At 73.0% G+C, this 23050-nt stretch carries 19 protein-coding genes; 9 read left to right on the plus strand and 10 right to left on the minus strand.

What is annotated here, in order from left to right; translation table 11 throughout:
• Positions 1-73 precede the first annotated feature (73 nt).
• The gene (locus FRADC12_RS26520) at positions 74-1630 is read left to right on the plus strand and encodes a hydrogenase large subunit (protein WP_084011209.1); all 1557 of its coding nucleotides are present in this window, start codon (positions 74-76) and stop codon (positions 1628-1630) included.
• Between the two features lie 584 nt (positions 1631-2214).
• Here FRADC12_RS26520 and FRADC12_RS26525 read toward each other — a convergent pair.
• Positions 2215-3684, minus strand: coding sequence for an aldehyde dehydrogenase (locus FRADC12_RS26525; RefSeq protein ID WP_045878657.1), 1470 nt, complete (start codon positions 3682-3684; stop codon positions 2215-2217).
• A gap of 793 nt (positions 3685-4477) precedes the next feature.
• Between FRADC12_RS26525 and FRADC12_RS26530 the strand changes: the two genes are divergently transcribed.
• The 3 genes from FRADC12_RS26530 (at position 4478) to FRADC12_RS26540 (ending at position 8374) form a co-directional block, all read left to right on the plus strand.
• On the plus strand, positions 4478-5461 hold the full coding sequence (locus FRADC12_RS26530; protein ID WP_157489061.1) for an LLM class F420-dependent oxidoreductase: 984 nt from the start codon (positions 4478-4480) through the stop codon (positions 5459-5461).
• Positions 5462-5714: 253 nt separating this feature from the next.
• The gene (locus FRADC12_RS26535) at positions 5715-7436 is read left to right on the plus strand and encodes an MFS transporter (RefSeq protein WP_045878659.1); all 1722 of its coding nucleotides are present in this window, start codon (positions 5715-5717) and stop codon (positions 7434-7436) included.
• Positions 7437-7606: 170 nt separating this feature from the next.
• Positions 7607-8374 carry a Clp protease N-terminal domain-containing protein gene (locus FRADC12_RS26540; RefSeq protein WP_045878660.1) on the plus strand — a complete coding sequence of 256 codons (768 nt, stop codon included), beginning with the start codon at positions 7607-7609 and terminating at the stop codon, positions 8372-8374.
• Positions 8375-8533: 159 nt separating this feature from the next.
• On the opposite strand, the gene FRADC12_RS26545 is transcribed toward FRADC12_RS26540, so the two are convergent.
• Positions 8534-9148: a hypothetical protein gene (locus FRADC12_RS26545; RefSeq protein WP_045878661.1), complete on the minus strand. Its 615-nt coding sequence runs from the start codon at positions 9146-9148 to the stop codon at positions 8534-8536.
• A gap of 179 nt (positions 9149-9327) precedes the next feature.
• Positions 9328-9966, minus strand: coding sequence for a pyridoxamine 5'-phosphate oxidase family protein (locus FRADC12_RS26550; protein ID WP_045878662.1), 639 nt, complete (start codon positions 9964-9966; stop codon positions 9328-9330).
• 145 nt (positions 9967-10111) lie between these two features.
• On the opposite strand from FRADC12_RS26550, the gene FRADC12_RS26555 reads away from it, so the two are divergent.
• Positions 10112-11746, plus strand: a complete 1635-nt coding sequence (locus tag FRADC12_RS26555) for a GGDEF domain-containing protein (protein ID WP_045878663.1) — start codon at positions 10112-10114, stop codon at positions 11744-11746.
• Positions 11747-11755: 9 nt separating this feature from the next.
• On the opposite strand, the gene FRADC12_RS26560 is transcribed toward FRADC12_RS26555, so the two are convergent.
• From FRADC12_RS26560 to FRADC12_RS26585, 5 genes are all read right to left on the minus strand, one after another.
• Positions 11756-12400: a DJ-1/PfpI family protein gene (locus tag FRADC12_RS26560; protein WP_045878664.1), complete on the minus strand. Its 645-nt coding sequence runs from the start codon at positions 12398-12400 to the stop codon at positions 11756-11758.
• A gap of 76 nt (positions 12401-12476) precedes the next feature.
• A complete protein-coding gene (locus FRADC12_RS26565; protein ID WP_045878665.1) occupies positions 12477-13499 on the minus strand; it encodes a GlxA family transcriptional regulator in 1023 nt (340 codons plus the stop codon).
• Positions 13500-13708: 209 nt separating this feature from the next.
• On the minus strand, positions 13709-15046 hold the full coding sequence (locus tag FRADC12_RS26575; protein ID WP_052711202.1) for an MFS transporter: 1338 nt from the start codon (positions 15044-15046) through the stop codon (positions 13709-13711).
• 52 nt (positions 15047-15098) lie between these two features.
• Positions 15099-15461, minus strand: coding sequence for a hypothetical protein (locus FRADC12_RS26580; RefSeq protein ID WP_045878667.1), 363 nt, complete (start codon positions 15459-15461; stop codon positions 15099-15101).
• 22 nt (positions 15462-15483) lie between these two features.
• On the minus strand, positions 15484-15912 hold the full coding sequence (locus FRADC12_RS26585; RefSeq protein ID WP_198153056.1) for an EthD domain-containing protein: 429 nt from the start codon (positions 15910-15912) through the stop codon (positions 15484-15486).
• A gap of 187 nt (positions 15913-16099) precedes the next feature.
• On the opposite strand from FRADC12_RS26585, the gene FRADC12_RS26590 reads away from it, so the two are divergent.
• The 3 genes from FRADC12_RS26590 to FRADC12_RS26600 all read left to right on the plus strand — a co-directional run bounded on the left by FRADC12_RS26590 (position 16100) and on the right by FRADC12_RS26600 (position 19629).
• Positions 16100-17080, plus strand: a complete 981-nt coding sequence (locus FRADC12_RS26590) for an LLM class flavin-dependent oxidoreductase (protein ID WP_045878669.1) — start codon at positions 16100-16102, stop codon at positions 17078-17080.
• Between the two features lie 306 nt (positions 17081-17386).
• Positions 17387-18421 (plus strand): phosphotransferase family protein, encoded by a 1035-nt coding sequence (locus FRADC12_RS26595; RefSeq protein ID WP_045878670.1) that lies wholly within the window; start codon positions 17387-17389, stop codon positions 18419-18421.
• Complete coding sequence (locus tag FRADC12_RS26600; RefSeq protein WP_157489062.1) at positions 18418-19629, plus strand: acyl-CoA dehydrogenase family protein; 1212 nt, start codon at positions 18418-18420, stop codon at positions 19627-19629. Before FRADC12_RS26595 ends, FRADC12_RS26600 begins: the two co-directional genes overlap by 4 nt.
• A 46-nt stretch (positions 19630-19675) precedes the next feature.
• Here FRADC12_RS26600 and FRADC12_RS26605 read toward each other — a convergent pair whose 3' ends face one another.
• Both FRADC12_RS26605 and FRADC12_RS26610 read right to left on the minus strand, forming a co-directional pair.
• Positions 19676-20200, minus strand: coding sequence for a DUF3291 domain-containing protein (locus FRADC12_RS26605; protein WP_045878672.1), 525 nt, complete (start codon positions 20198-20200; stop codon positions 19676-19678).
• Positions 20201-20310: 110 nt separating this feature from the next.
• Positions 20311-20847, minus strand: a complete 537-nt coding sequence (locus FRADC12_RS26610; protein WP_045880279.1) for a helix-turn-helix domain-containing protein — start codon at positions 20845-20847, stop codon at positions 20311-20313.
• A gap of 55 nt (positions 20848-20902) precedes the next feature.
• Between FRADC12_RS26610 and FRADC12_RS26615 the strand changes: the two genes are divergently transcribed.
• A complete protein-coding gene (locus FRADC12_RS26615; protein ID WP_045878673.1) occupies positions 20903-22186 on the plus strand; it encodes a benzoate/H(+) symporter BenE family transporter in 1284 nt (427 codons plus the stop codon).
• Positions 22187-23050: the final 864 nt, after the last annotated feature.

Raw genomic sequence — 23050 nt, forward strand, 5'->3', positions numbered from 1 at the left:
CAGACCGCGCCGGCCACCGCCCGCGCGACACCGGACCGCGCACCATCCGCCCGCACACCCGAGCGAGAGACCCGTGACCGTCCCCAGCCCGCCCCCCGCAGCGCTTCCACGGCCCGCCGGCCGCACCGCCGTCGACGTCTCCGCCACCGAACTGCGCACCCGGACGGAAAGCCTTCTCGCAGACGGCTACCGGCTCGCCCTCGTCGCCGCCCACCACGACACCCCCGCCACCCTCGGTGGCACCGCCCGCCCCTGCGCCATCCGCGTCGTCTACCTGCTGGTGGCCGGACCACCCGACTCCCGGATAGAACTCCACCTCCGCCTCGACCCGGACGCCCCGGCCGTTCCCAGCCTGGCCGAGCTGTCGTTCCCGGCAGGCCGGTTCGAACGTGAGATGCACGATCTCTACGGGATCGAGCCCACCGGTCATCCGTTGCCCCGCCGTCTGGTTCGCCATCCCCACTGGCCGCACCACTGGTACCCGATGCGCGCCGACGCCGGCGAGCCGCCCCCGTTCGGCGACCCCGAAGGCCCCTACCCCTTCCTCACCGTCGAGGGCCCCGGCGTGTACGAAATCCCCGTCGGTCCCGTCCACGCCGGGCTGATCGAACCCGGCCACTTCCGCTTCTCCGTCGTCGGCGAAACCATCCTGAAACTCAAAGCCCGCCTCTGGTTCCTGCACCGAGGAGTCGAGAAGCTCTTCGAAGGCCACCCGCCCGCCGCCAAGCTGCCGCTCGCCGAGCGCATCAGTGGCGACACCGCGGTGGGCCACGCGCTGGCCTACTGCCTCGCCGTCGAAGACGCCCAAGGCCTCGCCGTCTCCCCGGACGCCCAGCGTGGACGAGCGTTCCTGCTGGAACTGGAACGCCTGCACAACCACGTCGCCGACCTCGGCGCCCTGTGCAACGACGTCGGCCACAGCGTCCTGCACGCCCACGCGGGGCGGCTGCGTGAACGCCTGCTACGCCTCAACGCGCGCGTCACCGGCCACCGGCTCCTGCGCGGTGGGGTCCACCTCGGCGGCACCCGGCTGCAAGCCATCCCGGAGCCCGGAGAGCTTCAGGCGGCCGCCCGGGACGCGCAGGAGATCGTCGCCCTCGCGCTCGGCCACAGCGTCGTACGGGACCGGTTCACCGGCACCGCGGTCCTTCCCACCAACGCGGCCCGGGACCTCGGCGCCCTCGGCTACGTCGCCCGCGCCAGCGGCCTCCCGGAGGACGCTCGCCTCGCCCACCCCCACTACGACCTGCGCGGGCACCTACGCGTCCCCACCCACTCCGGCGGCGACGTCCTGGCTCGCTTCCTCATCCGCGCGGACGAAATCGACGCCTCCCTCGCCCTGCTCACCCACCTCGCCGACACCCTCACACCAGGGCCGACCGGCACCTGGCCACCCCCGCCCCGACACACCGGGCCGGCCTCGGGAGTCGGCATCGTCGAGGGCTGGCGGGGCACCATCACCCACCGCGTCGAACTCGACGACAACGACACGCTAACCCGAGTGAAAGTCGTCGACCCGTCCTTCTTCAACTGGCCCGCGCTGCCCGTCGCCCTAGCCGGCACGATAGTCCCCGACTTCCCCCTCGCCAACAAAAGCTTCAACCTCTCCTACGCCGGCAACGACCTATGAAACACCCGCGGCGCCGCGACGCTGCTTTCCCCTCGGGCTGTCTCCAGCAACAGAGCGGGACGGGCAGGGACTGACCTTGACACCGAGAAGAACGAGACGTGAGCGGAGCATTCGTGACCGATTCGACGATCATCTACACACGCACAGACGAGGCCCCAGCATGCCGGTCCAGGAATAGCCTTCCAAATCTCGGGCCTCCGGGCCCTGGCCGAGGCCGACGGCTCCTGTACTCGACTGGAGAACAGGGTGGCGCGGCGTCGCGGCGCCGATTTTCATACCCAACCGGAGATCTTCGGCGGCCGACGGCGCTCGCGGGCGTGATGATCGCCTTCTTGGTATCGAATCCGGTGCACCCAGCCCGCACCATCTAGGGCATACGGGGTTCGCGATCTTGCCGGTTCTGGCCGCCAGGTGCGGCCGAGGCCCGAGGCGGGGCCGGCCACGGCGTGGCGAAGCCCGGACCGGCCGGCTCGGGGGCCGGTCGACCCAGCTCGCGCCGAGGCGGGCTCGCTCGGGACGGCCTTCGATGACGGGTCGTCCCGAGCGCGCTGGCCCTGCGGGCCGGCTAGCTGCGCGGGGGCGGGCTAGCCCCGCGGGTGTACCAGGGTCTGCGTCTCCAGGTAGGCGGCGATGCCCTCCGCGCCCATCTCCCGGCCGATGCCGGACTGCTTGAACCCGCCGAACGGGTTCTTCAGCTCGACGACCGTGCCCGAGTTGATCGCGATGAGGCCGGTGCGGACCCGCCTGCCGACGGCCGCCCCGCGGTCGAGGTCGCCGGTCCACACCGAGCCGGACAGGCCGTAGTCCGAGTCGTTCGCGATCCGGACCGCGTCGTCGTCGGTGTCGTAGGGAATGACCGACAGGACCGGGCCGAAGATCTCCTCCTGGGCGATCCGCATGCCGTTGTCGACGTCGGCGAACAGGGTCGGCTCGACGTACCAGCCGCGGTCGAGCGCGGGCCGCCCGCCGCCGCGGATCAGCTTGGCCCCCTCGTCGAGGCCGGCGTGGATGTAGCCCTCGACCCGGGTGCGCTGGCGTTCCGCGACGAGCGGGCCGACGACGGTCTCCGGGTCCGCGGGGTCGCCGACCTTGGTCCCGGCGACGAGATCCGCCAGGCCGTCGACGATCTCGGTGTAGCGGGAGCGCGGGGCCAGGACCCGGGTCTGGGCGGCGCAGACCTGGCCGGTGTTCATGAAGACGGCCGGAAGCAGCGCGGGCAGCGTGGTCGTCACGTCGGCGTCGTCGAGGATGATGGCCGCCGACTTGCCGCCGAGCTCCAGGGTGCAGCGCTTGAGCTGCTCGCCGCAGATCCCGCCGATCCGGCGGCCGACCGCGGTGCTGCCCGTGAAGGAGACCTTGTCGACCCCCGGGTGGCGGACCAGCAGCTCGCTGTTCTCGCGGCCAGCGGTGATGACGTTGATGACGCCGGGCGGCAGCCCGACGGAGTCGAGAACCTCGGCGAGCAGGTAGCCGGTCAGCGGGGTCTCCGGCGCCGACTTGATGACCATCGTCGAGCCGGAGGCGAGGCTCGCGCCGATCTTCATCGCGATCAGGAAGAGCGGCACGTTCCACGGGACGATGCCGGCGCAGACGCCGACCGGCGCCTTGACGATCGTGACCGGCGCGAGCAGGCCCGGGCGCTCCTCCTCGAACGGGAACGTGTCGAGGATGCTGGCGTAGCCGTCGAGGACCATGGCCGCGGCGAGGGTGTTGCCGAACAGGGCGAACGTCGACGGCGCGCCCATCTCGGCGGTGACCGTGTCGGCGAACTCCTGGGCGCGCGCCTGGATCGCGGTGCTGATCGCCCGGATCACCACCGCGCGCTCGGCCGGGGAGGCCCGCGGCCACGGGCCGTCGTCGAAGGCCGCGCGGGCGGCGGCGACGGCCCTGTCGATGTCGGCGCCGTTCGCCTCGGGGACGGTCGCGAGGAGCTGTTCCGTGTGCGGCGAGATCACGTCGATCGTGCCGGTTCCCGCCGGCGCGACCCATTCTCCGCCGACGAACAGGCGGTCCTTCACGATTGCGGGCGAGGTCCGCGGTGGCACTAAGGACATGGCTACAGCTCCGCCGGGGAGGGAGGTCGACACGACGGCGTCGGACTACGCCGCGAGAATCCGGCTCCGGATCTCTCCGAGCCACGTTCGCCACTGCCGACGACCGGCCCGGGTGGGCGCGGCCCACATGTGGCCGTGCCTCACTGCCCGCTCCGACCGCGTGACGAACCTGGAGGCAGCGTGTCACGACGTACAGGACAAAGCAACGTTCGCATCGCGAGTGCGATGTGCTGGGCGGGTTCCGACAACCGATGTCGTCTGCCGGGGACCGAGGCGGCAGGTAGGAGGGCAGCGTGATGTCCGGCCCGGCCACCGAGCCGGTCTGGACCCAGGCCAGCGGCCTGGAGCGGCCGGCGCGGGCGGTCAGCAGCGCGGGCATCGCCGCCTCGGTGGGCCGGCCCCACAGGTAGTCGAGGACGACGTCGGCGTCCGCTGCCGCGCGTCCGAGCCGCGCAGGAGGTCAGCATCGCCATCGGAGCCGCCGTCAGCGGGACGGTCATCGCCGCGATCTCCGTGGGCGACGTCGCCAGCTCGCACTGGACGAACGCCCAGGTCTCGCAGTCGAGAACGCCGTGACGACAGCCATCCGGGCTCTCGCCGCCGTGGCCGCGGCACTCCTGATCGGGCACCGCTGCGCGCCCGCGCCTCGCCGGCCGCCGCGGCGGCGACGCCGGAAGCCTGATCGGGAGCGCGGCTTCGCGCGTCTGGCCAGATCTGACCGCCCGCGCGGCCGGCTGCTTTAATGCGGCTGCCTGGCTTGGTGGTCGGCCCTTCCCGGAAGGTCGGAGGTCCCGTGACCGGTAGTACCCGCTGGGGCATCACGATTCCCGTCGAAGGGATACCGCTGCACCGGCAGGCGGAGGTCGCTCGGGAGCTGGAAGGCCTCGGCTACACCGACCTGTGGTCGGGCGAGGGCACCTACGCGGACGGGTTCACCCCGCTCGCGGTCGCTGCCGCCGTCACCACGCAGGTGCACCTCGGCATCGCGATCGCCCCGGTGTTCACCCGCGGCCCGGCCCTGCTCGCCCAGACCGCGGCGACCCTGGCGGCGACCGCCCCCGGACGGTTCTCGCTCGGGCTCGGGTCCTCCTCCGACGTCATCGTGGAACGCTGGAACGCCGTCCCCTTCACCCGGCCGCTGACCCGGACCAGGGACCTCCTGCGGTTCCTGCGCCAGGCGCTGGCCGGGGAGCGGGTCGACGAGCAGTTCGACACGTTCGCGGTGCGCGGCTTCCGGTCGGCCATCGTCCCCGACCCGCCGCCGAAGCTGCTCGTCGCGGGGCTGCGCGGAAAGATGCTCGCGCTCGCCGGCGCGGAGGCGGACGGCGCGATCCTCAACTGGCTGTCCGCGCCCGACGTCGCCCAGGTCGCCCCGGCGGTGCTCACCCCGGCCGGGCACACCCCGGCGGCGCAGCGCGAGATCGTCGCGCGGCTCATGGTCGTCCCCACCGCGGACGCCGAGGTCGCCCGCCGGATCGGGCGCCGCGCGATCGCCGCCTACCTGAACGTCGGCGTCTACAAGGCGTTCCACCAGGATCTCGGTCGTGACGCGCTGGAGCCGATGTGGAAGCTGTGGGCCGCCGGTGACCGCGCCGGGGCGCTGGCCGCGATCCCGGACCACGTCGTCGACGAGCTGATCGTGCACGGCCCGCCGGAGGCGTGCCGCGAGCACCTCGCCCGGTACGTCGCGCACGGCGTGGCCGTGCCCGTGATCTACGTTCTGCGGGCCGACGGCGGCGACCCCATGCAGGCCTGCCGCGACCTCGCCCCGCGCTGACCTTGCTGCCTCGCGCGTCCCGGCCAGGCGCTTGTGCGGCTTTTGTCGCTTTTGACGCCCCCGGAGGGCCGCCGGCGCGCCGGACCGGCAAGAAGCGGCAATAGTCGTCGATCACTTGACTGGTGCCGGCGCATTGTAGATCCTGCCAGCGGCGCATGAATGTACGCTTCGTCACATTCGCGAGCTGCAAGACCCGAGCCGGCCTGCGCAGGACTGGCGACGCCGCCGTCGCGCGCGATAAGAGGGAGCACCAGTGTCCAGCGACACCTCGGTCAGGAGTGACCAGCCGTCCGCCGACGACGGCTTACCCAGGGTCAAGGGCGGCCTCTGGGGCCGGCAGCTCGCGCACTATCCCGCCGCCGGGCCCCGCGCGTTCTACCTGGCGATCGTGGTCCTCACGGCGATCGTCCTGTACTACGAGCTGTACATCCAGGGCGCGGTCGCCACGTCGATCATCAACCGCTACGACATGTCGTTCACGTACTTCGTGTACATCTCGGTCGCCGGCGGCGTGACCGGCGCCCTCGCGTCACTCGCGGCCGGGCTCGCCGACCGCTGGGGCCGGGCCAACCTGGTCGCCTACGGCGTCCTGCTGACCGGCGCGCTGATGGTCGTCGGCCTGCCCAACGCGAATACCAAACTCGTCTACCTGATCCTGTTCGCGGCGCTCAGCGCGGTGGAAGGCGTCATCCTCGTCGCGACGCCGGCCCTGGTCCGGGACTACTCTCCGCAGCTCGGCCGGGCCTCCGCGATGGGGTTCTGGACGCTCGGGCCCGTGGTCGGCAGTCTCGTCGTCACCGAGGTCTCCAGCCACACCTTCCACGGCAACCACTGGGAACAGCAGATCCGCTACTCCGGCTACGCGGCGCTGGCCGTCGGAGTGCTCGCGTTCATCGGGCTGCGGGAGCTCTCGCCCCGGCTGCGCGACCAGCTCATGGTCACGATGCGCGACCGGGTGCTGGTCGAGGCCAAGGCCCGCGGTATCGACCCGGAGCAGGCGTTGCGAGGCAGCTGGCGCCAGATGCTGAAGCTAGACGTGATCGGCTCGGCGCTGGCGATCAGCCTGGCGCTGATCTTCTACTACACGGCCGTCGGCTTCATGGTCACCTACTTCGCGACGAACTTCGGGTACTCGCTGAACCGGGCGAACAGCCTGGCCAACTGGTACTGGATCACGAACGCGCTGGCGCTGATCATCGCGGGGATCGTGTCGGACTGGCTGAAGGTCCGCAAGCCCTTCATGGTGTTCGGTGGAGTGATCGCCGCTGTCGGCATCGCGCTGTTCGCGATCAAGGCGCATGACGCCTCGACCGGCTACTACACGTTCGCGCTCATCTTCGTCATCATCTCGGCCGGCGGCGGGATCGGCTACGCCACCTGGATGGCGTCGTTCACCGAGACCGTCGAGCGGCACAACCCGGCCGCCACCGCGACCGGCCTCGCGGTCTGGGGCGGCGTGCTGCGCACGGTCGTCGCCGTCGTCCTGACCATTCTCGCGGTGACGCAGACCGCGACCTCGGTCCTGGTCGACAAGGGGCCCGCCGTCCAGACGATCCTGGCCCGGTACCCGCAGCAGATCGCCACCGCCCAGCTCATCGACCCGGCGACGTCGGCCGCGCTGACCAAGAACCCCAACGACACCGCGGCCGGGCTGAAAGCGGCCGGCGAGGTGCAGAAGGGCGCCGGCGTCGACCTCAACGAGGCGATCAGGCGGCTGCTCGCGCTGAAGGCCGTGCCGAAGGCCGACCTCGCCTACATCCAGGAGAACGGGCCCAAGGTGCTCAAGGCCCAGCACGACTCGCCGAACCAGTGGCGGACCTGGTGGTGGCTCTGCTTCGCCGGCCAGATCATCTTCCTGCCGTTCATCTTCCTGATGGCCGGTCGCTGGAGCCCCCGCAAGGCGCGCGAGGACCTGGCCGAGCACGAGGAGCGCGTGCAGCAGGAGCTGGCGGCGCTGACCCCGCAGGAAGGCTGAGCCCCCGCGCGATGGCCGGCCCGAGGCGGCCGGCCATCGCCGGAAGGCTGAGCCAGCGCGATGGCCGACCCGCTATGGCCGGCCATCCCGTACGCCCTGGCCGTCCTTTACGACACCCAAGTCGTCAACTTCAGGTTGACGATCCGTGGCCGTCAACCTAAGGTTGACGCATGACGCAACCCACTCGTATGACGGCACCGGTGCGGCTCGACGACCTGATCGACGCCATCAAGCAGGTGCATCCAGACCCGCTCGACCAGCTCGCCGACGCGGTCCTCGCCGCCGACCACCTGGGCGACGTCGCCGACCACCTGATCGGCCACTTCGTCGACCAGGCCCGTCGTTCCGGCGCCTCCTGGACCGACATCGGCCACAGCATGGGCGTCAGCAAGCAGGCGGCGCAGAAGCGCTTCGTGCCCAAGGACCCGGGCGAGCCCGGCGACCTCGACCCCAACCAGGGCTTCAACCGGTACACCCCGCGCGCCCGCAACTGCGTGATGGCCGCGCAGAACGCGGCGACGGCCGCCGGCGGGGCCCAGATCACCTCCGAGCACCTGGTCCTCGGCCTGCTCGTCGACCCGGACGCGCTCGCGGCGAAGGCGATCGTCGCGGCCGGACTGACACTCGACGCGGTCCGCGCCGCCGCCGCGGCCGCGCTGCCGGCCGCGACCGCCGCGCGGCCGGCGACCGCGCTCCTCCCGTTCGACGCCCGCGCGAAGAAGGCCCTGACGCTGACCTTCCGCGAGGCGCTGCGACTGGGCCACAACTACATCGGCACCGAGCACATCCTGCTGGCGCTGCTGGAGCAGGAGAGCCTCGAGAACGGCTCCGCGGTGCTGACCGGGCTCGGGCTCACCAAGGAGATGGTCGACGCCTACACCACCGCCACCCTGGCCGCGATCGGCAAGGCCGCGACGGAGGCCGCCGGCAAGGCGTGACGACGGCGCGGCCGGCGGCCAGCCGCCCGTCGCGGCATCACCGCTGGGCGGCGCCAGCGCGTCCCGATCCGGCTCGGGCTCGCCTCCAGTCGCCGTGCCAGCGCGAGAGGCGCCCGGCGCGTCCCGATCTGGGCTCCGGCGGGCCGGCCGGGCCCTGGGTCAGTCGCTGTGCCAGCGCGGGCGGGTCGGGCTGGTGACCGTGGTACCGCAGACCAGGCGCGTGCCGAGCTCCGAGACGCCGACGGCGCCGACCTGTGAGCAGTCGTCGCCCGCGTGGACGAAGACGGCAGCTGGGGAAGTCGTGGTCTGCGTGGGCGGCGTGGCCTTCGTCGTCGCCGGGACGGGCGAGGTGGTGACCGGAGCGGCGGTGCGCCGCGGCGACGCGGCGGTCGGAACGACTCGCGGCGGGGCGGTCGAGGCGCGCGGCCGGCTGGTCGTGGTCGTCGGCGCCGGGGCCGCCGCCGTGGCGGCGAGATCGAGAGGCGTCTCGATCGGCGCCAGGATGGTGGTGTCAGTCGACGGTCCCGTGGCCGCGGGAGCCACGCTGACCGCCGCGGACGGCGCGGACGGCGTCGACGAATGGCCGAGGAACCCGCCGGCGACCAGGGCCACGGCGATACAGACGAGCCCGGTCAGACCGACGCCGGTCAGGACCCTGTGCGTGCCCGCCCACGCCGCGACGGGAGACCACCAGGACGGGCGGCGCCGGCGCGACTGGTAGGCGGCGGGGAAGGCCGGCGGCGGCCGCAGCCGGCGACCCGGACGGATGGCCACGCGTCACCCCACTCGCACAGGAACATCAGAGCCCGGATCCCGCACCCTACGCCGCCGTCCGCCACGCCCTGAAGGCGCCCTTCCCCAGCCGCCGGGGCTCCGGCCGAGAAGGTGCTCCCGCGCCAGGCGGAGGTCACTACGACCGACGCGTGGGCCGCCGCGCTCTGATCCCTGGTCCCTCAGCGCAACCCGGTGACCGAGGTGACCGACGCCGGCACCGGGACTCCCGGTCGCAGGTCCGGCGCCGGGACGACCGTCGCCGCCGGGGGCCCGAACCGGAGCTGGCCGGCCCAGGCGGGGCCGGCGACGTCGTCGGCCGGGTCCGCGGCGAACTCGTCGAGGATGCGCAGCGACCAGTCGACGATCGGCATCGCCAGCAGGGAGGTCGCGGCGAGCTCCCGGGCAGTCGGGCGGCGCAGCTCCGCGACCCGCCCGGCCAGCAGCCGGTCGGTCACGACGTCCAGCGCCCGCTCCTTCTGGGCGCCCTCCAACGGGGTGAACCGCCCGAAGAACACGGCGCTACGGTAGATCACCGCGGACTCGAACGCGGACCGCGCCACGATCACCCCGTCGATCGCGGCGACCGACACCGACACGGGCGCGCCGAGGCCGATCCGGCGCATCCACCGCGACCCGGTCGACCCGTGGATGACCAGCCGGTCCTCCCAGCGCACCACCGCGGTCGGGATCACCACCGGGTGCCCGTCCTCGTCGACCAGCCCGACATGTCCCAGCACGGCCGACGCGAGCAGAGCGTCGAGCTCGGCGCGGTCACGGGACATCAGGTCGGGCAGCCGGGTCGCTTCGGTCCTGGGCATGCCGGCCAGCCTTGCCGGCACCCCCGGCGCCGTCAACCGATCTCGCGGTCCGCATGATGACGCGTGGGGCCTCGTCGGCGGGGCATGCCGGTGTGGGTTACGTTCCGGCTCCACACGGCTACGGTACGCTGGCCTGGGAGGGGTGATGGCTAGGCTGCGCGTGTTCGGGGACATTGCGCCAGGCTGGCTGCGGCTGGCTCGTTCGGAGCCTCCGCCGCGGCTGTTCTCTCGCGCGGTGCTGGCCTGCGTCCTGGTTGTCGGGCTCTCGGTCGCCAGCACGCAGCTGCTGAGCCCGCGGGCCGGGCTGTTCGCCGCGATGTTCGCGACGCTCGCCGCCGAGATCGCCGCCGTGGTGGCCTGCCTGTGGAGCGCGCGGCGCGCGGGCGCAGGCGACCGCCGATGGCGGGTGTTCATCGCTGTACTGGCGGCCGGTCTGGCCGGCGCCAACGTCATCACCCTGATGACGCTGTTGGCCGGCGGCACTTTCGTCACCCGAACCCCGTCGCTCTTCGTGTCCCTAATCGTCTCCTACGGTCTGGGCCTGGCGGGACTGCTGTCCCTTCCCACCTATCCAGGGGATAGCAGGCGTGGGCGAGGCCCACGCCGCTGGCATGCGGTCATCGTGCTGGACTGCTTACTGATCGTCGGCTCGCTCGTGCTGCTCGAATGGCGGGCCGGGATCGGCCAGGTCCTGCGCGGGCGGCTGGCGAACCAGGTGGAGTTCGGTTCCATCCTGCTGCAGGAGGTGGCCACGCTGACCCTCGCGGCGGCGGTCCTCCTGATCGCGAGCTTCCGCCGGCCACGGTCACCGGCGACGTTGGCCCTGCTGGGCTCGGGCCTACTGCTCGATGCGCTGACGAACAGCTTGTTCGTCTACCGGGTCGCCTACGGCCATGAGGACCTCCCGTCCTGGAGCCTCATCCCGTTCACCGTGTCCCTGCTGCTGGTAGCCCTCGCCGCGCTGGTGCCCACGCCAGCCCCGGTCGACCTCGACAGCCTGGCACCGCCGCGCCCGCGCGCGATGTGGGTGCACGCCGCGCTGCCCTACGCGGTGCTCTGCGCTGCCGGTCTGCTGATTCTCGGCAAGCTCGCGACGGGCGCGTCGCTCGACCGGGCCGAGGCCTACGGCATGGTGTCCTTGCTGGTGCTGGCCCTGGCCCGCCAGATGATCACGATCTCGGAGAACACCCAGCTGCTCGTCGCGCTCCGGGAACGCGAGAGCCAGCTGCACTACCAGGCGTTTCACGATCCGCTGACCGGCCTCGCGAACCGGGCGCTGTTCACCAGGCGGCTGCAACGCGCGGTCGGCACCTGCGCCGAGCGCGCCCGCGACGGGGTCCCGGCCGGTCAGGACAGCCCCCTCTCGGTCCTGTTCGTGGACCTCGACCACTTCAAGAGGGTCAACGACGCGTTCGGGCATGCCGCCGGCGACGAGCTGCTGAGGATCAGCGCCGCGCGGCTGCGGGGCGCGACCCGCGCCGCCGACACCGTCGCCCGTCTCGGCGGCGACGAGTTCGGCGTCATCCTCGACAGCAGCGGCGGTGACAGCCCGCGCCAGGTCGCCGAGCGTCTCGCGACCGAGGTGCAGGCGCCCTGCCAGTTAGCCGGGCGGACGTACGTGCCACGGGCCAGCCTCGGGCTGGTCACCCTCGACAGTGCCGTCCGTCCGCCGGATCCCGACACCCTTCTCCATCAGGCGGATCTCGCGATGTACGCGGCGAAACGGGAGCGAGCCGGCAGGCTCGTCGTCTACCGCCCCGACCTGGCCGACCAGGTCTGAACCACCCGGTCAGGCCGTTCCCGACAGGATGGAACGGCTCCGGGCGCGCAGCGCCGCGACGACCTCGGGCGGCGCGGTGCGCGGCGATCCCGCGTCGAACGGCGGGTGCGGGTCGTACTCGACGCCGAGCTGGAGCGCCTGGGCGACGGTGTCCCCGGCGAGCCGGGCGGCGAGGGTGAGCGCCATGTCGATGCCGGCGGAGACCCCGGCGGCGGTCATGTACTTGCCGTCCACGACGACCCGGCCGGCCGTCGGGACCGCGCCGAGGGCACCGAGCTGGTCGAGCGCCAGCCAGTAGGAGGTCGCCCGCCGCCCGGCGAGCAGCCCGGCGGCGGCCAGCACCAGCGACCCGGTGCACACCGACGTCGTCCACACGCTGGTCGCGTCGATGGCCCGCAGCCAGGCGTGCACCGGCTCGTCGTCCATCAGCGCGACCTGCCCCGGCCCGCCGGGCACCAGCACGACGTCGGGCCGCGGGACGTCGGCGAGCTCCGCGTCGACGATCAGCCCCAGCCGGCCGCCCTCGGAGCGGATCGGGCCGACCCGGTGGCCGGCGAAGACGACCTCGGCGCCGGGCAGGCTGCGCAGCACCTCGTACGGCCCGACCGCGTCGAGCGGGGTGATCCCCTCGAAGAGCAGGATGGCGATCTGCATGGTGGTCCTTCCCAGCAGCCGTCGACAGGACGGCGCGACAGGATGAGCCGGGCGGTGCGCCCAGCGGGAAAGCCGGTCAGAACCGGCGGCGGTACTCGGACGGCGGAATGCCGACCGAACGAGCGAAGGCACGGCGCATCGCCTCCGCGGAGCCGTACCCACAGCGCCGCGCGACGCTCTCGACGCCGTCGGACGTCTCCTCCAACAGCCGGCAGGCCGCCCGCAGCCGGGCCTCGTCGACGTACCGGCCGGGCGGCGCGCCCGCCTCGGTCTGGAAGGCCCGGGTGAGCTGCCGTTCGGACAGGCTCACCCGCCTCGCGAGCGCGGCCACCGACAGGTCCGCGGCCGGGTGGTCGTCGATCCACTGACGCAGCTCGGCCAGCGGCCCGGCGTGCGCCGCCGGCTGGCGGCGGGGCGGCGGCCCGGTCCCGAACGGCGCCTGCCCACCCGGCCGGCGCAGGTCGACCAGCAGGTGGCGCGCGACAGTCAGCGCGACGTCCCGCCCGAGGTCCTCCGCGACGAGCGCGAGCGTCAGGTCGACGCCCGCGGTGACGCCCCCGGATGTCAGCACGTTCCCGTCCCGGACGAAGATCGCGTCAGGGCGCAGCGGCACCTCGGGGAAACGCCGGGAGAACTCGGCGCAGTGGGCCCAGTGGGTGGTCGCGGCCCGGCCAGCGAGCAGGCCCGCCTCGGCCAGCACGAACGCCCCGGTGCACACCGAGGCGACCCGCTGGGCCCGCGGCGCGAGCTTGCGCACCCAGGCGACCAGGTCCGCGTCCGCCGACCGGGCGCCGTTGCCGCCGGCGACCAGCAGCAGGTCCAGCGCCGCCGTGCCCGGCCGGGCACGGTCCAGGCCGGGCAGCGCCCGCAGGTCCGCGTGCGGGGTGAGGACCAGTCCCGACGACGACCGGACCGGCCGGCCGTCGAGGCTCGCCGTCAGCACCCGGTACCCCGGGTGGGGCCGCGCGGCCCGACTGGCGGCGGTGAGCACCTCCAGCGGCCCGGCCACGTCCAGGCTCTGCACGTCGTTCAGCATGACGATCACGACCGAGCGCGGCTGGTCGGCCACCGGGGCGGCTGGTCCGGGCGTCGTCGTCATGACTCCATGCTCGCCGCCGGGCGCCGGTCGGCACAACGGCGGGACCGGACACACCCACCACCTTTCCCGCCACCGGCCGACGGCCGTCGCCATCCGAGCCGCGCGCCACGACTGGTGCCTGGTCGGTCTCCTGCCCTCCAGCGGGCGCGGAAGGCGGAAGACCAACCGGGTGACCGCCAGAACGGCGACCCACGAAGGTTCCGTGGCGGTCACGCCCGGTTGACTGGGAGATCGAGTTCCGCGGGCTGAGGCTGGACGGGGAGGCCGGCACGCGGTCCGCCGCGTCGGCCGGTGAGCAGGGCCGGGGGGTCGGTGGCGACGGCGGCCACGGCGAGGGCGGCGCCGACGATGCTGACCGCCAGGTAGCCCCGGGCCGGACCGGCGCGGTCGATGACGAGGCCGGCGACGTCCGCGCCGAGGAAGTTGCCGACCGAGAGCGCGGAGGCATGGGCGCCGAGGACGGTGCCGCGGACGTCCTGCGGGGTGACCTGGATCAGCCGGTCCGCGGCCGCGGACAGCACCGGCGCGCAGAACAGGCCGGCGACGACGAGCAGCACCGCCAACCAGCCCCAGGACGGCGCGAACGCGACCGGCACGGTGAGTACGGCCAGGCCCGCCAGCAGGAGCACGGGAGGCACGGGCCGCTGCAGTGCGCCGTAGACGAGCCCACCGGTGATCGAGCCGACCGTCCACAGGAAGGCGACGACGCCGAGCAGCGGCAGCACGCCGAACGACCGCATGCTGGCCGTCATCGTCACGTCGGTGCCGGCCAGGGTCGCTGTCGACCCGGCCCCGACCAGCAGCATCGCGACCGGTCTCGCACGCAGCCAGCCGGTCGCCCGCCGCCTGCTGCCGACGGTCACGCCGCCGGGGCCGTCGGTGACCTCGTCGGCGGCCTCGGGTCCGGCCGGTGTCTCGATGCCGTCGAGGGCGGCGGTCCGGAACCGGGCGGGCGGCAGCGCCGGCCCGACGACGGCGCCGAGCACGGCCCCACCCGCCGCCAGCAGGACAGCCACGAGGCCGAGCGCGACTCGGCAGCCTGCCTGGGTCGCGACCGTGACCCCGAGCAGCGGCCCGAGCGCATACGCGACGTCGAACGACATCATGTCCATCGCGAAGGCGGCCTGCCGCTCGGCCGCGGGGACGAGCGCCGCGAGCGCCTGCCTGCCGACCGGGACGATCGGCAGGCACACCAGGCCGGCGGCGAACGCACAGGGCGCGAGCGCCGCGAACGGCAGCACGATGGCGACAGTCCAGAAGACCGCCTGAAAGCCGGCCGTCGTCAGCAGGACCGCCCGCGCGCCGAACCTGTCGACGCCGCGGCCGACGAACGGCGACCCGATGGCCGTCCCGACCGCGACAAGCCCGGCCACCAGCCCGGCCTCGGTGTAGCCCAGCCCGAGCCCGCCGGAGCGGCCCGGTAGTACGACCCGCAGCGTCAGCACGATCCAGATCGACGTCGTCGCCACCCGGACCAGCGCGCCGACCGCCAGTACCCGGCCGGCTCCTGGCCGGGCGAGCACCCGGCGATACGCCTCCCACGCCATGACTGGCACCAGCCTACGGCCGTCCCCCCGGGCCGGGGCCTGACCTGTGATGTTAGTGGCCGAAGGAGTAGCGCAGGTTGGCGTTGATCAGCTGGTTCAGGCGTTTGCGCAGGTGGCCGATCGTGCTGGCGTCCGGGAGCGGCTCGTCGGCCCACAGGGTCCAGCACAGGTCCGTTCCGCCGTCGGTGGTTCGGCGTGGCAGGTCGAAGTGGATCGTCGCGTCGGGGCGTTTCGGCCACAGCGACGACCAGGTCAGCTCGCGCGGCCAGGACGAGGCGACGACGCGCGGGGGCTGTTCGTCGGCCAGCAGGATCAGCCAGGGCCGCCACGGGTCGCGGTCGGGCTCGGTCAGCGCCTCGAAGATGACGTGCGGGGGAGCGGGCTGGCTGCGCCGGCGGCTCCCGATCTCGATCACACGACGAGCGTAGCCAACCGGATCAGCCCGTGGTGAGGTCGGAGACGCGGTCCTCGGCGAGGGCGAGCCGGGTCTTCGCCCGGTCGAACAGGACCTTCTCGTCGGCGATCACGGCGGCGACCCGCTCCGGGCGGGCGCGGGCGTCCCGCTGGTCGGCGTCGAAGGCGGCCAGGTCGTCGTACCAGATCTCGGTCACGACGTCGTACTCCGGCTCCACGGACGGGCCGGCTCGACCATGTCCGGGACCGGGTGCAGGAAGTGGCGCTCGTAGCGCAGCGCCCGGGTCGAGAGCCTCGTCGCGGGCGGGACGCGGCGACAACCTGCCATCTCGCTGCCACATGATCAGCGAGAGCCTCGTCGCGAGCGGGACGCGGACCGTCTCGTAGTGGCCGATGAACTCGGCCAGGGTCAGCCCCTGCTTGCGCTTGAGCAGCACCACGACTTTGATCACGACGAACCGCCTCCAGGCGGTCGGGCCGCCCGAGGCCTGGCCGCCTGCGGGCGTGGATATCTTGCTGGTCCGACGGCCGGTCCGTACCGTGACCGCCGGGCCGGACCGGCGGTCCAGGCAGTCGCGGTCCCGGCCGGCGCCACGACCCGTCCGCTACACCCGTCCGCCGGTAGGGAGCAGCCCAGCCATGAGCGACGTGTCCGGCGGGCTCGAACTGTCCTGTGGCCTGGCCCCCGGGGCGGACTTCGCCGGCCTCGCCGTGCTCGCCGAGGAGCTCGGCTACGCCCGGGTCTGGGTCTTCGACTCGGCGGCGCTGTACGAGGACCCGTTCGTCCACCTCGCGCTCGCCGCGACGCGGACCAGCCGGATCGGCCTCGCGACGTCGGTGCTGATCCCGCAGCAGCGCTCGGTGATGGCGATGGCGAGCGGGATCACGACCGTCGCCCGGATCTCGGCGGGCCGGTTCCGGGCCGCCTTCGGCACGGGCTACACCGCGCGGCTCACGATCGGGCAACGGCCGATGACGATCGACGCGCTCGCCGCGTACCTCACGGCGCTGCGTCAGCTGCTCGCCGGTGACACGGCCGTCGTCGACGGCAAGCCGGTGCGCATGCTGCACGGCCCCGACCTGGCCGCCCCGCGGCCCATCGCCGTCGCGCTGTGGCTGAGCGTCTTCGGTCCGCGCGGCGTCGCGCTGGCCGAGAAGCTGGCGGACGGCATCATCGGCGCGCCGCACCCGACGCTGCCGACCGCGACGATCATCTCGGGGACGGTGCTCGACCCGGGGGAGGAGCCGGGCTCGGCCCGGGCCCGCGAGGCGATCGGGCCGTGGCAGGTCGTCGACTGGCACAGCGCCTACGCCCACGGCGGGGCCGAGCGCGTCGACGCGCTGCCCGGCGGCCGGGCCGGGCGCGAGGCCCTCGAGGCGGCGGCCCCCGAGGGAGAACGTCACCTGGTGACCTTCGAGGGCCACGTCACGCACCTGACCGACCGCGACCATCTCCTGCTCGACCACATCGACACCCGGACCATGGTCGGCGGCCCCGCGCGTATCGCCCGCGACCTTGGGCACCTGGCGTCCGCCGGCTTCCAGGAAGTGATCTACAACCCGACCGGGCCCGACGTCTCGCGTGAGCTGGCCGCCTTCGCCGCCGCGGCCCAGAGCTGATCTGCGACGAGAGCAGGTCTGGCTGGTAGAGCTACTCGGTAACGGTGGGCATGACGAGACCCGGTGCCGGCGGGGCGGACTCGCCTGCCACGCGGGATTTCCTACCCCGTCCGGCCCCGATGATGGGTCGGTCTCCTGTGAGACGCTGGCCTCTCGGCACATCGCTGGCTGATTGCGGCGGAAGCCGGCACGATCCTGCTGACCGAGCCGGTTGCATGGCCGCGGTGGCCGGTTGCATGGCCTGCGGTGGATGGTGGGGCCAGCCCAACATGCGGTAGTCCGGCCCAGTGTGCGGTAGTGAGGTGGATGGTGGGCGAGTTCGACGACCTGACGCGGCCCGACCTGGTCGGCCCGGTGCTGGCCGACATCCTCAGCGACGAGGCGTGGCGGGCTCCGGAGGTCCGGCTGATCTCGGGCGGGAAGTCGAACCTGACCTTCGAGCTGGCCTGTGCCGCGGGGTCGGTCGTGCTGCGCCGGCCGCCGTCCGGGCACCTCCTGCGTGGCGCCCACGACATGGGCCGGGAGGCCCGGGTACAGGCGGCGCTCGCCGAGACGGACGTCCCGGTGGCCAGGGTCCTCTACTCCAGCGACGAGACGGGCCCGCTGGGCGTGCCGTTCTACGTCATGGCGAAGATCGACGGCTACGCGATCCGGGACGTCCTGCCGGACGGGTACGCCGAGGACGCAGCCGGCCGGACCGCGCTGACCGACGCGCTGATCGACACGCTGGCCGACCTGCACGCCGTCGACGCGTACGCGATCGGTCTCGGCGGCTACGGCCGCCCGACCGGCTTCATGGGCCGCCAGGTCCGCACCTGGTCCCGCCAGTTCGAGGCGGCCAGGACCAGGCCCGCGCCGGCGATGGACGAGCTGGGCCGCCGGCTCGCGGCGTACCCGTTCGCCGAGCCGGCGCGGCCGTCGATCGTGCACGGCGACTACCGGCTCGACAACGTGCTCATGGACCCGGTCGACCCGAGCCGGGTGGGCGCGGTGCTCGACTGGGAGCTCTCGACGCTCGGCGATCCGCTCGCCGACCTCGGAACGCTGCTGTTCTACTGGACCGAGGCAGGCGAGAAGTCCCCCCTGCTGATTCCCGCCGTGACGGCGCAGAACGGTTTCCCGGGCCGGGCTCATATCACCGAGCGGTACGCGCTGCGCAGCAACGCGGACCTCGCCGACCTGGCCGCTTACGTGGCCTACGCGCACTTCAAGTTCGCCGCGATCGTGCAGGGCGTCTACGCGCGGGCGGCCGCCGGGGTGATGGCCGGGCAGGATTTCGGTGACCTGTCCGGCGAGGCCGAGCGGCTCGCCGCCGAGGGCCTCGACCACTGGAAGGGATGAGCGTGGACTTCGGACTGTCGGCGCAGGCCGCGGACACCTGTGCACGGATGTGGGACTTCATGCGCGAGGAGGTGTTCCCCGCCGAGCCGGTGTGGAACAGCTACCTGCGCGAGCACGGCGAGCACGCCTACCCGCCGGTCATGGAGGAGCTCAAGGCCTCGGCGCAGAAGCGCGGCCTGTGGAACCTCTTCATGAAGTCCTGGTCCGGGCTCTCGAACGTCGAGTACGCGTCGGTGGCGGAGATCACCGGCTGGTCGCCGGTCATCGCCCCGGAGGCGATCAACTGCCAGGCCCCGGACACCGGCAACATGGAGACGTTCGAGCTGTTCGGCACGGCCGAGCAGAAGCTGCGCTGGCTGGAGCCGCTGAAGGACGGCCGCATCCGGTCCGCGTTCGCGATGACCGAGCCGGCCGTGGCCTCCTCGGACGCGACGAACATCCAGACCTCGATCGTCCGCGACGGCGACGACTACGTCATCAACGGCCGCAAATGGTGGATCACCGGCGTCGCCGACGAGCGCTGCGAGATCTTCATCGTGATGGGCCGGACGAACCCGGAGGCGGCCCCGCACCGCCAGCAGTCGATGATCCTCGTCCCGCGCGACACCCCGGGCCTGACGATCGTGCGGCATCTGCCGGTGTTCGGCTACCAGGACCAGCACGGCCACTCCGAGCTGCTGTTCGAGGACGTCCGGGTGCCCGCGGCGAACCTGCTGTCCGGCGAGGGCGAGGGTTTCGCGGTCTCCCAGGCCCGGCTGGGCCCGGGGCGCATCCACCACGCGATGCGCGCGATCGGCATGTCCGAGCGGGCGCTGGCGCTGATGGTCGAGCGGGCCAAGAGCAGGACCGCGTTCGGGTCGACGCTCGCCGACCAGGGGGTCGTCCAGGAGCTGATCGCCCGGTCCCGCATCGAGATCGACCAGGCCCGCCTCTACGTCCTGAAGACCGCCTGGCTGATCGACCACCACGGCGCCCGCGGCGCCGCCACCGAGATCGCTGGCATCAAGGTCGCCGCGCCCGCCGTCGCCACCGCGGTGATCGACCGGGCCATCGAGGTCTTCGGCGCCGCCGGCGTCAGCGACGACACCCCGCTGGCCGGCTTCTACGCCTGGGCCCGCGCGCTGCGCATCGTCGACGGCCCCGACGCCGTCCACCGCCGCACCATCGCGCGGCGCGAACTGCGCGCCGAACGCCCCTACACGGGCTGACGCTCGCCGCCGCCGCGGCCATGATCGCTGCCCGGTCTGATCGGGGTCAGGCCGGGCATCTCCAATCCTCGCTGACCGCGGGAGCGGCGTCCGGCCGCCCGGGCGGCGGGAACTGTTCGCGCAGCGTGAAGGCCCGCGGCGTCGGGCCGTGCGCGCGCAGGTGCTGGACGCGTTCCTCCGCCTCCGCGGTGGTCGGCCGGTGGCCGGCCGGGACCCACCACAGGGCCAGGTACGCCTCGGCCATCGGCTCGAACCACTCCCGTCGACGGCGCATCACCTCGCGGTGGTGCCCGGAGAACGCGAAGGCGGCGAGCGCCTCGACCGAGGCCCAGACGGTGAGGTTCACGATGACCCCGGCGCTCGCCCCGGCGTCCCAGCCGAACGCCTGGATCGTGGTGGCGTCGCCGCTGTCGTCCTGCAGCCGCCACCGGAATCCCGGCGCGGCGTCGGCCAACGCGTTGACGGGATCGAGGGCTGCGACGAATCCCGCGAGCCGCGGGCTCTCCAAGGGCTCCAGCAGCCTGGCGATGTTGACCTGCGCGAGTTCCCAGCGGTCCGCCTCGCTGTCCATGGAAGGGACGATAGACGCGTCAGCGCCGCCGTCGACCGCTTTCCGGTGGGCCTGAACGGGGCTGGGGACGTGGGCGCGGCGACGGCTGGCGAGCCGTGAGCCGCGGTCCTTCAGGCGTCGCGGGCCGGGGAGCGGATGGTCAGGACGGCCTCGACGGCAGCGTCGCCGAGGACCGTGTAGCCGTGCTCGGCGCTGCTCTCCCAGACGGCGGTCTCGCCGGGGCCGACGGCGCTCTCCTGGCCGGGGAGCCCGGCGAGCGCGTGGCCGTGCGTGACCAGCAGGTGCTCGATGACGCCGGCGCCGTGGGCGGGGGAGCGGTGGCGGGCACCCGGGTCCAGGTGGAGCAGGTACACCTCGACGGTGGTGCCGTCGGCGTGCCGCGTCGCGTCCAGCAGCCGAGCGCCGATGCCCTCCGAGGCGACCTCGACGCCAGGACGGTCCGCGAGCAGCGTCGCGAGCGGCACCCCGAGCGCCCCGGCCAGCGCGTACAGCGTCCCCAGGGTGGGGTTGCGCACGCCATTCTCGATCTCCGAGAGCGACCCCTTGCCGACGCCGGCCCGGCTCGCGAGAGCGCCGACCGACAGGTCGCGAGCCTGCCTCGTCGCCCGCAGCCGCGCGCCGACCGCGGCCGCGACCTCGGAGTCCACGAACGACACCCTAGCCAGCGTTCTGTCGGTAGAACGGTCAGGTAGGGTTCTGTAAATGGAACAGCGCCTGTCGCACACGATCAGCGCCGGCGTCGTCACGGCACTCGTGGGGTTCCTGGGCGCCTCGGTGGTGGTGCTGACCGGCCTTCGTGGTGTCGGCGCGACCACCGGCCAGGCGGCCTCCGGGCTGCTCGCCGTCACGGTCACACAGTCGCTCGGCACGATCTGGCTTTCGCGCCGCCACCGGATCCCGGTGGTGCTCGCCTGGTCGACGCCGGGTGCAGCGCTGCTCGCCTCGACCGGCGCGGTCCACGGCGGCTGGCCCGCCGCGGTCGGTGCCTTCCTCCTGGTCGGCGGGCTCATCCTGCTCACCGCGGCCTGGCCCCGGCTCGGCGATCTCATCGCCGCGATCCCGACGCCGATTGCCCAGGCGATGCTCGCCGGGGTGCTGCTGGAGCTGTGCCTCGCCCCGGTGCACGGCCTGGCGGCGCAGCCGGCGCTCGTCGCGCCGGTGGTCGTCGCCTGGCTGCTGCTGTTGCGGTTCGCGCCGCGCTGGGCCGTCCCCGGGGCGTTCGTCGTGACGGTGGCCGCCATCGGCGTCTGGCTCGGCCTGCACGGCGGCCTGCACGGCCCGCTGCTGCCCCGGGCCGAGCTGACGGCCCCGACCTGGACCTGGGCGTCGGTGCTGTCGCTGGCGATCCCCCTGTTCGTCGTGACCATGGCATCGCAGAACGTGCCCGGCGTCGCGGTGCTGTCGTCCTACGGGTATGCCGCGCCGTGGCGGGAGGCGATGACGGTGACCGGCGTCGGCACCGTCGCCGGGGCCTGCGCCGGCGGTCACGCGATCAACCTGGCGGCGATCACGGCGGCGATGGCCGCAAGCCCCGACGCGCACCCGGACCCGAGGCGGCGCTGGCTGGTCGCGCAGGCCACCGGCGCCACCGGCCTGGTCCTCGCCGCGTGCTCCACCGTGCTGGTCACCGTCGTGGCCGCGGCACCCGCGGGCGTCACCGCCGCGTTCGCCGGCCTCGCGCTGCTCGCCACCCTCGCCTCGTCGCTGACCGGCGCCCTGGCCGAACCGGCCGACCGGGTACCGGCCGTCGTGACCTTCGTCGTGGCCGGCAGCGGGGTGACGCTGCTGAGCGTCGGCGCCGCCTTCTGGGCGCTGGCCGCGGGCCTGGCCGTGCGGACCGTCCTGCGCGGCTCGCTGCCCGCCGGGTCGGGCCAGGCCCAGCCGAGTCCGATGACTCCGTCGCCGCGAACCGCGCCGGAGGCTGAGGCGACCGAGAGTCCCGAGGAGCGGCCCGCCCGGCGCGCCGCCGTTGAGGGCGAGGCCTGAACCGCCTCCCGTGGATCATCGAACAACCGAATTTCACACCCGGCTGGCGATCATCGGCGGTCAGTGGCGCTCACGAGCGCGATGATCGCGGCCCTGGTATCGAATCGGTCGCCCTCCGCCCGATAGATACCAAATATCCATACGTGATTGGTGATCTTGCCGATTCCTTCGGCCAGGGGGCCGTCGAAGATCCGCGTTCGGGTGTGGAAACTGGCCTGGCGACCGACGCGTGCGGGCCACGAGGTTACGGGCTGGTTCCGGCCCCGAGGTTGGCCCCGTCCGGCCTGCCTGGCTGGCTTCGCCAGACTTGATCGCCGTCTTGTTGCGCCACGAACTCGAAGGGAGACGCCGATCTGAGGTAGACGGTGATCTTTTGGAGGGGTGCTGCACGGGAGATGGAGGTTGGCCCTCCGTGATCGCCATGCGGGTGGTGGTCACAAACCGCCGTCAGCGGCGTCAGCCGAACAGCTGGGGTCGTGAGCGTGACGGAAAAGGCGCGGCGGTGATCGTGTCAGGTGTGGGCCGGGAAGGCGAGCGCGAGCGAACCACCGTTGAAGTGTCGAAAAGATGTGGATGGCGTCAGAACCGGGGCAGTGAAACGGCTTCGGGATGAGTCTGGGGGTTACCCGTCTACTGCCCAGACGGCGTCCGGCATGCAGGTGGCGCGAGCCCGGTCCGGGCTTCCGTGTGGAACGTGGGAACTTTCCGTATGCCACGTCTCGCGTCGAGTATGGCGTGGGTGAGGGAGAACTCCAAGCGGCGGAATCCGTGAGGACAGAGTACCGAAGGTGGAAACGGAAGGGGCGGACCGCCTCGTAGTAGCGCGGAGACTCCTGTAATGGGGGTGGAGCGAAGGGGGCGGGC

Source organism: Pseudofrankia sp. DC12, assembly GCF_000966285.1.
GTDB lineage: Bacteria > Actinomycetota > Actinomycetes > Frankiales > Frankiaceae > Pseudofrankia.

Bases quoted from the DNA above. Each gene is read 5' to 3' on its own strand.
- FRADC12_RS26525 (WP_045878657.1), bottom strand. From the start codon at position 3,684: ATGTCCTTAGTGCCACCGCGGACCTCGCCCGCAATCGTGAAGGACCGC.
- FRADC12_RS26540 (WP_045878660.1), top strand. From the start codon at position 7,607: ATGACGCAACCCACTCGTATGACGGCACCGGTGCGGCTCGACGACCTG.
- FRADC12_RS26550 (WP_045878662.1), bottom strand. From the start codon at position 9,966: ATGCCCAGGACCGAAGCGACCCGGCTGCCCGACCTGATGTCCCGTGAC.
- FRADC12_RS26555 (WP_045878663.1), top strand. From the start codon at position 10,112: ATGGCTAGGCTGCGCGTGTTCGGGGACATTGCGCCAGGCTGGCTGCGG.
- FRADC12_RS26560 (WP_045878664.1), bottom strand. From the start codon at position 12,400: ATGCAGATCGCCATCCTGCTCTTCGAGGGGATCACCCCGCTCGACGCG.
- FRADC12_RS26565 (WP_045878665.1), bottom strand. From the start codon at position 13,499: ATGACGACGACGCCCGGACCAGCCGCCCCGGTGGCCGACCAGCCGCGC.
- FRADC12_RS26575 (WP_052711202.1), bottom strand. From the start codon at position 15,046: ATGGCGTGGGAGGCGTATCGCCGGGTGCTCGCCCGGCCAGGAGCCGGC.
- FRADC12_RS26590 (WP_045878669.1), top strand. From the start codon at position 16,100: ATGAGCGACGTGTCCGGCGGGCTCGAACTGTCCTGTGGCCTGGCCCCC.
- FRADC12_RS26595 (WP_045878670.1), top strand. From the start codon at position 17,387: ATGGTGGGCGAGTTCGACGACCTGACGCGGCCCGACCTGGTCGGCCCG.
- FRADC12_RS26600 (WP_157489062.1), top strand. From the start codon at position 18,418: ATGAGCGTGGACTTCGGACTGTCGGCGCAGGCCGCGGACACCTGTGCA.
- FRADC12_RS26605 (WP_045878672.1), bottom strand. From the start codon at position 20,200: ATGGACAGCGAGGCGGACCGCTGGGAACTCGCGCAGGTCAACATCGCC.
- FRADC12_RS26615 (WP_045878673.1), top strand. From the start codon at position 20,903: ATGGAACAGCGCCTGTCGCACACGATCAGCGCCGGCGTCGTCACGGCA.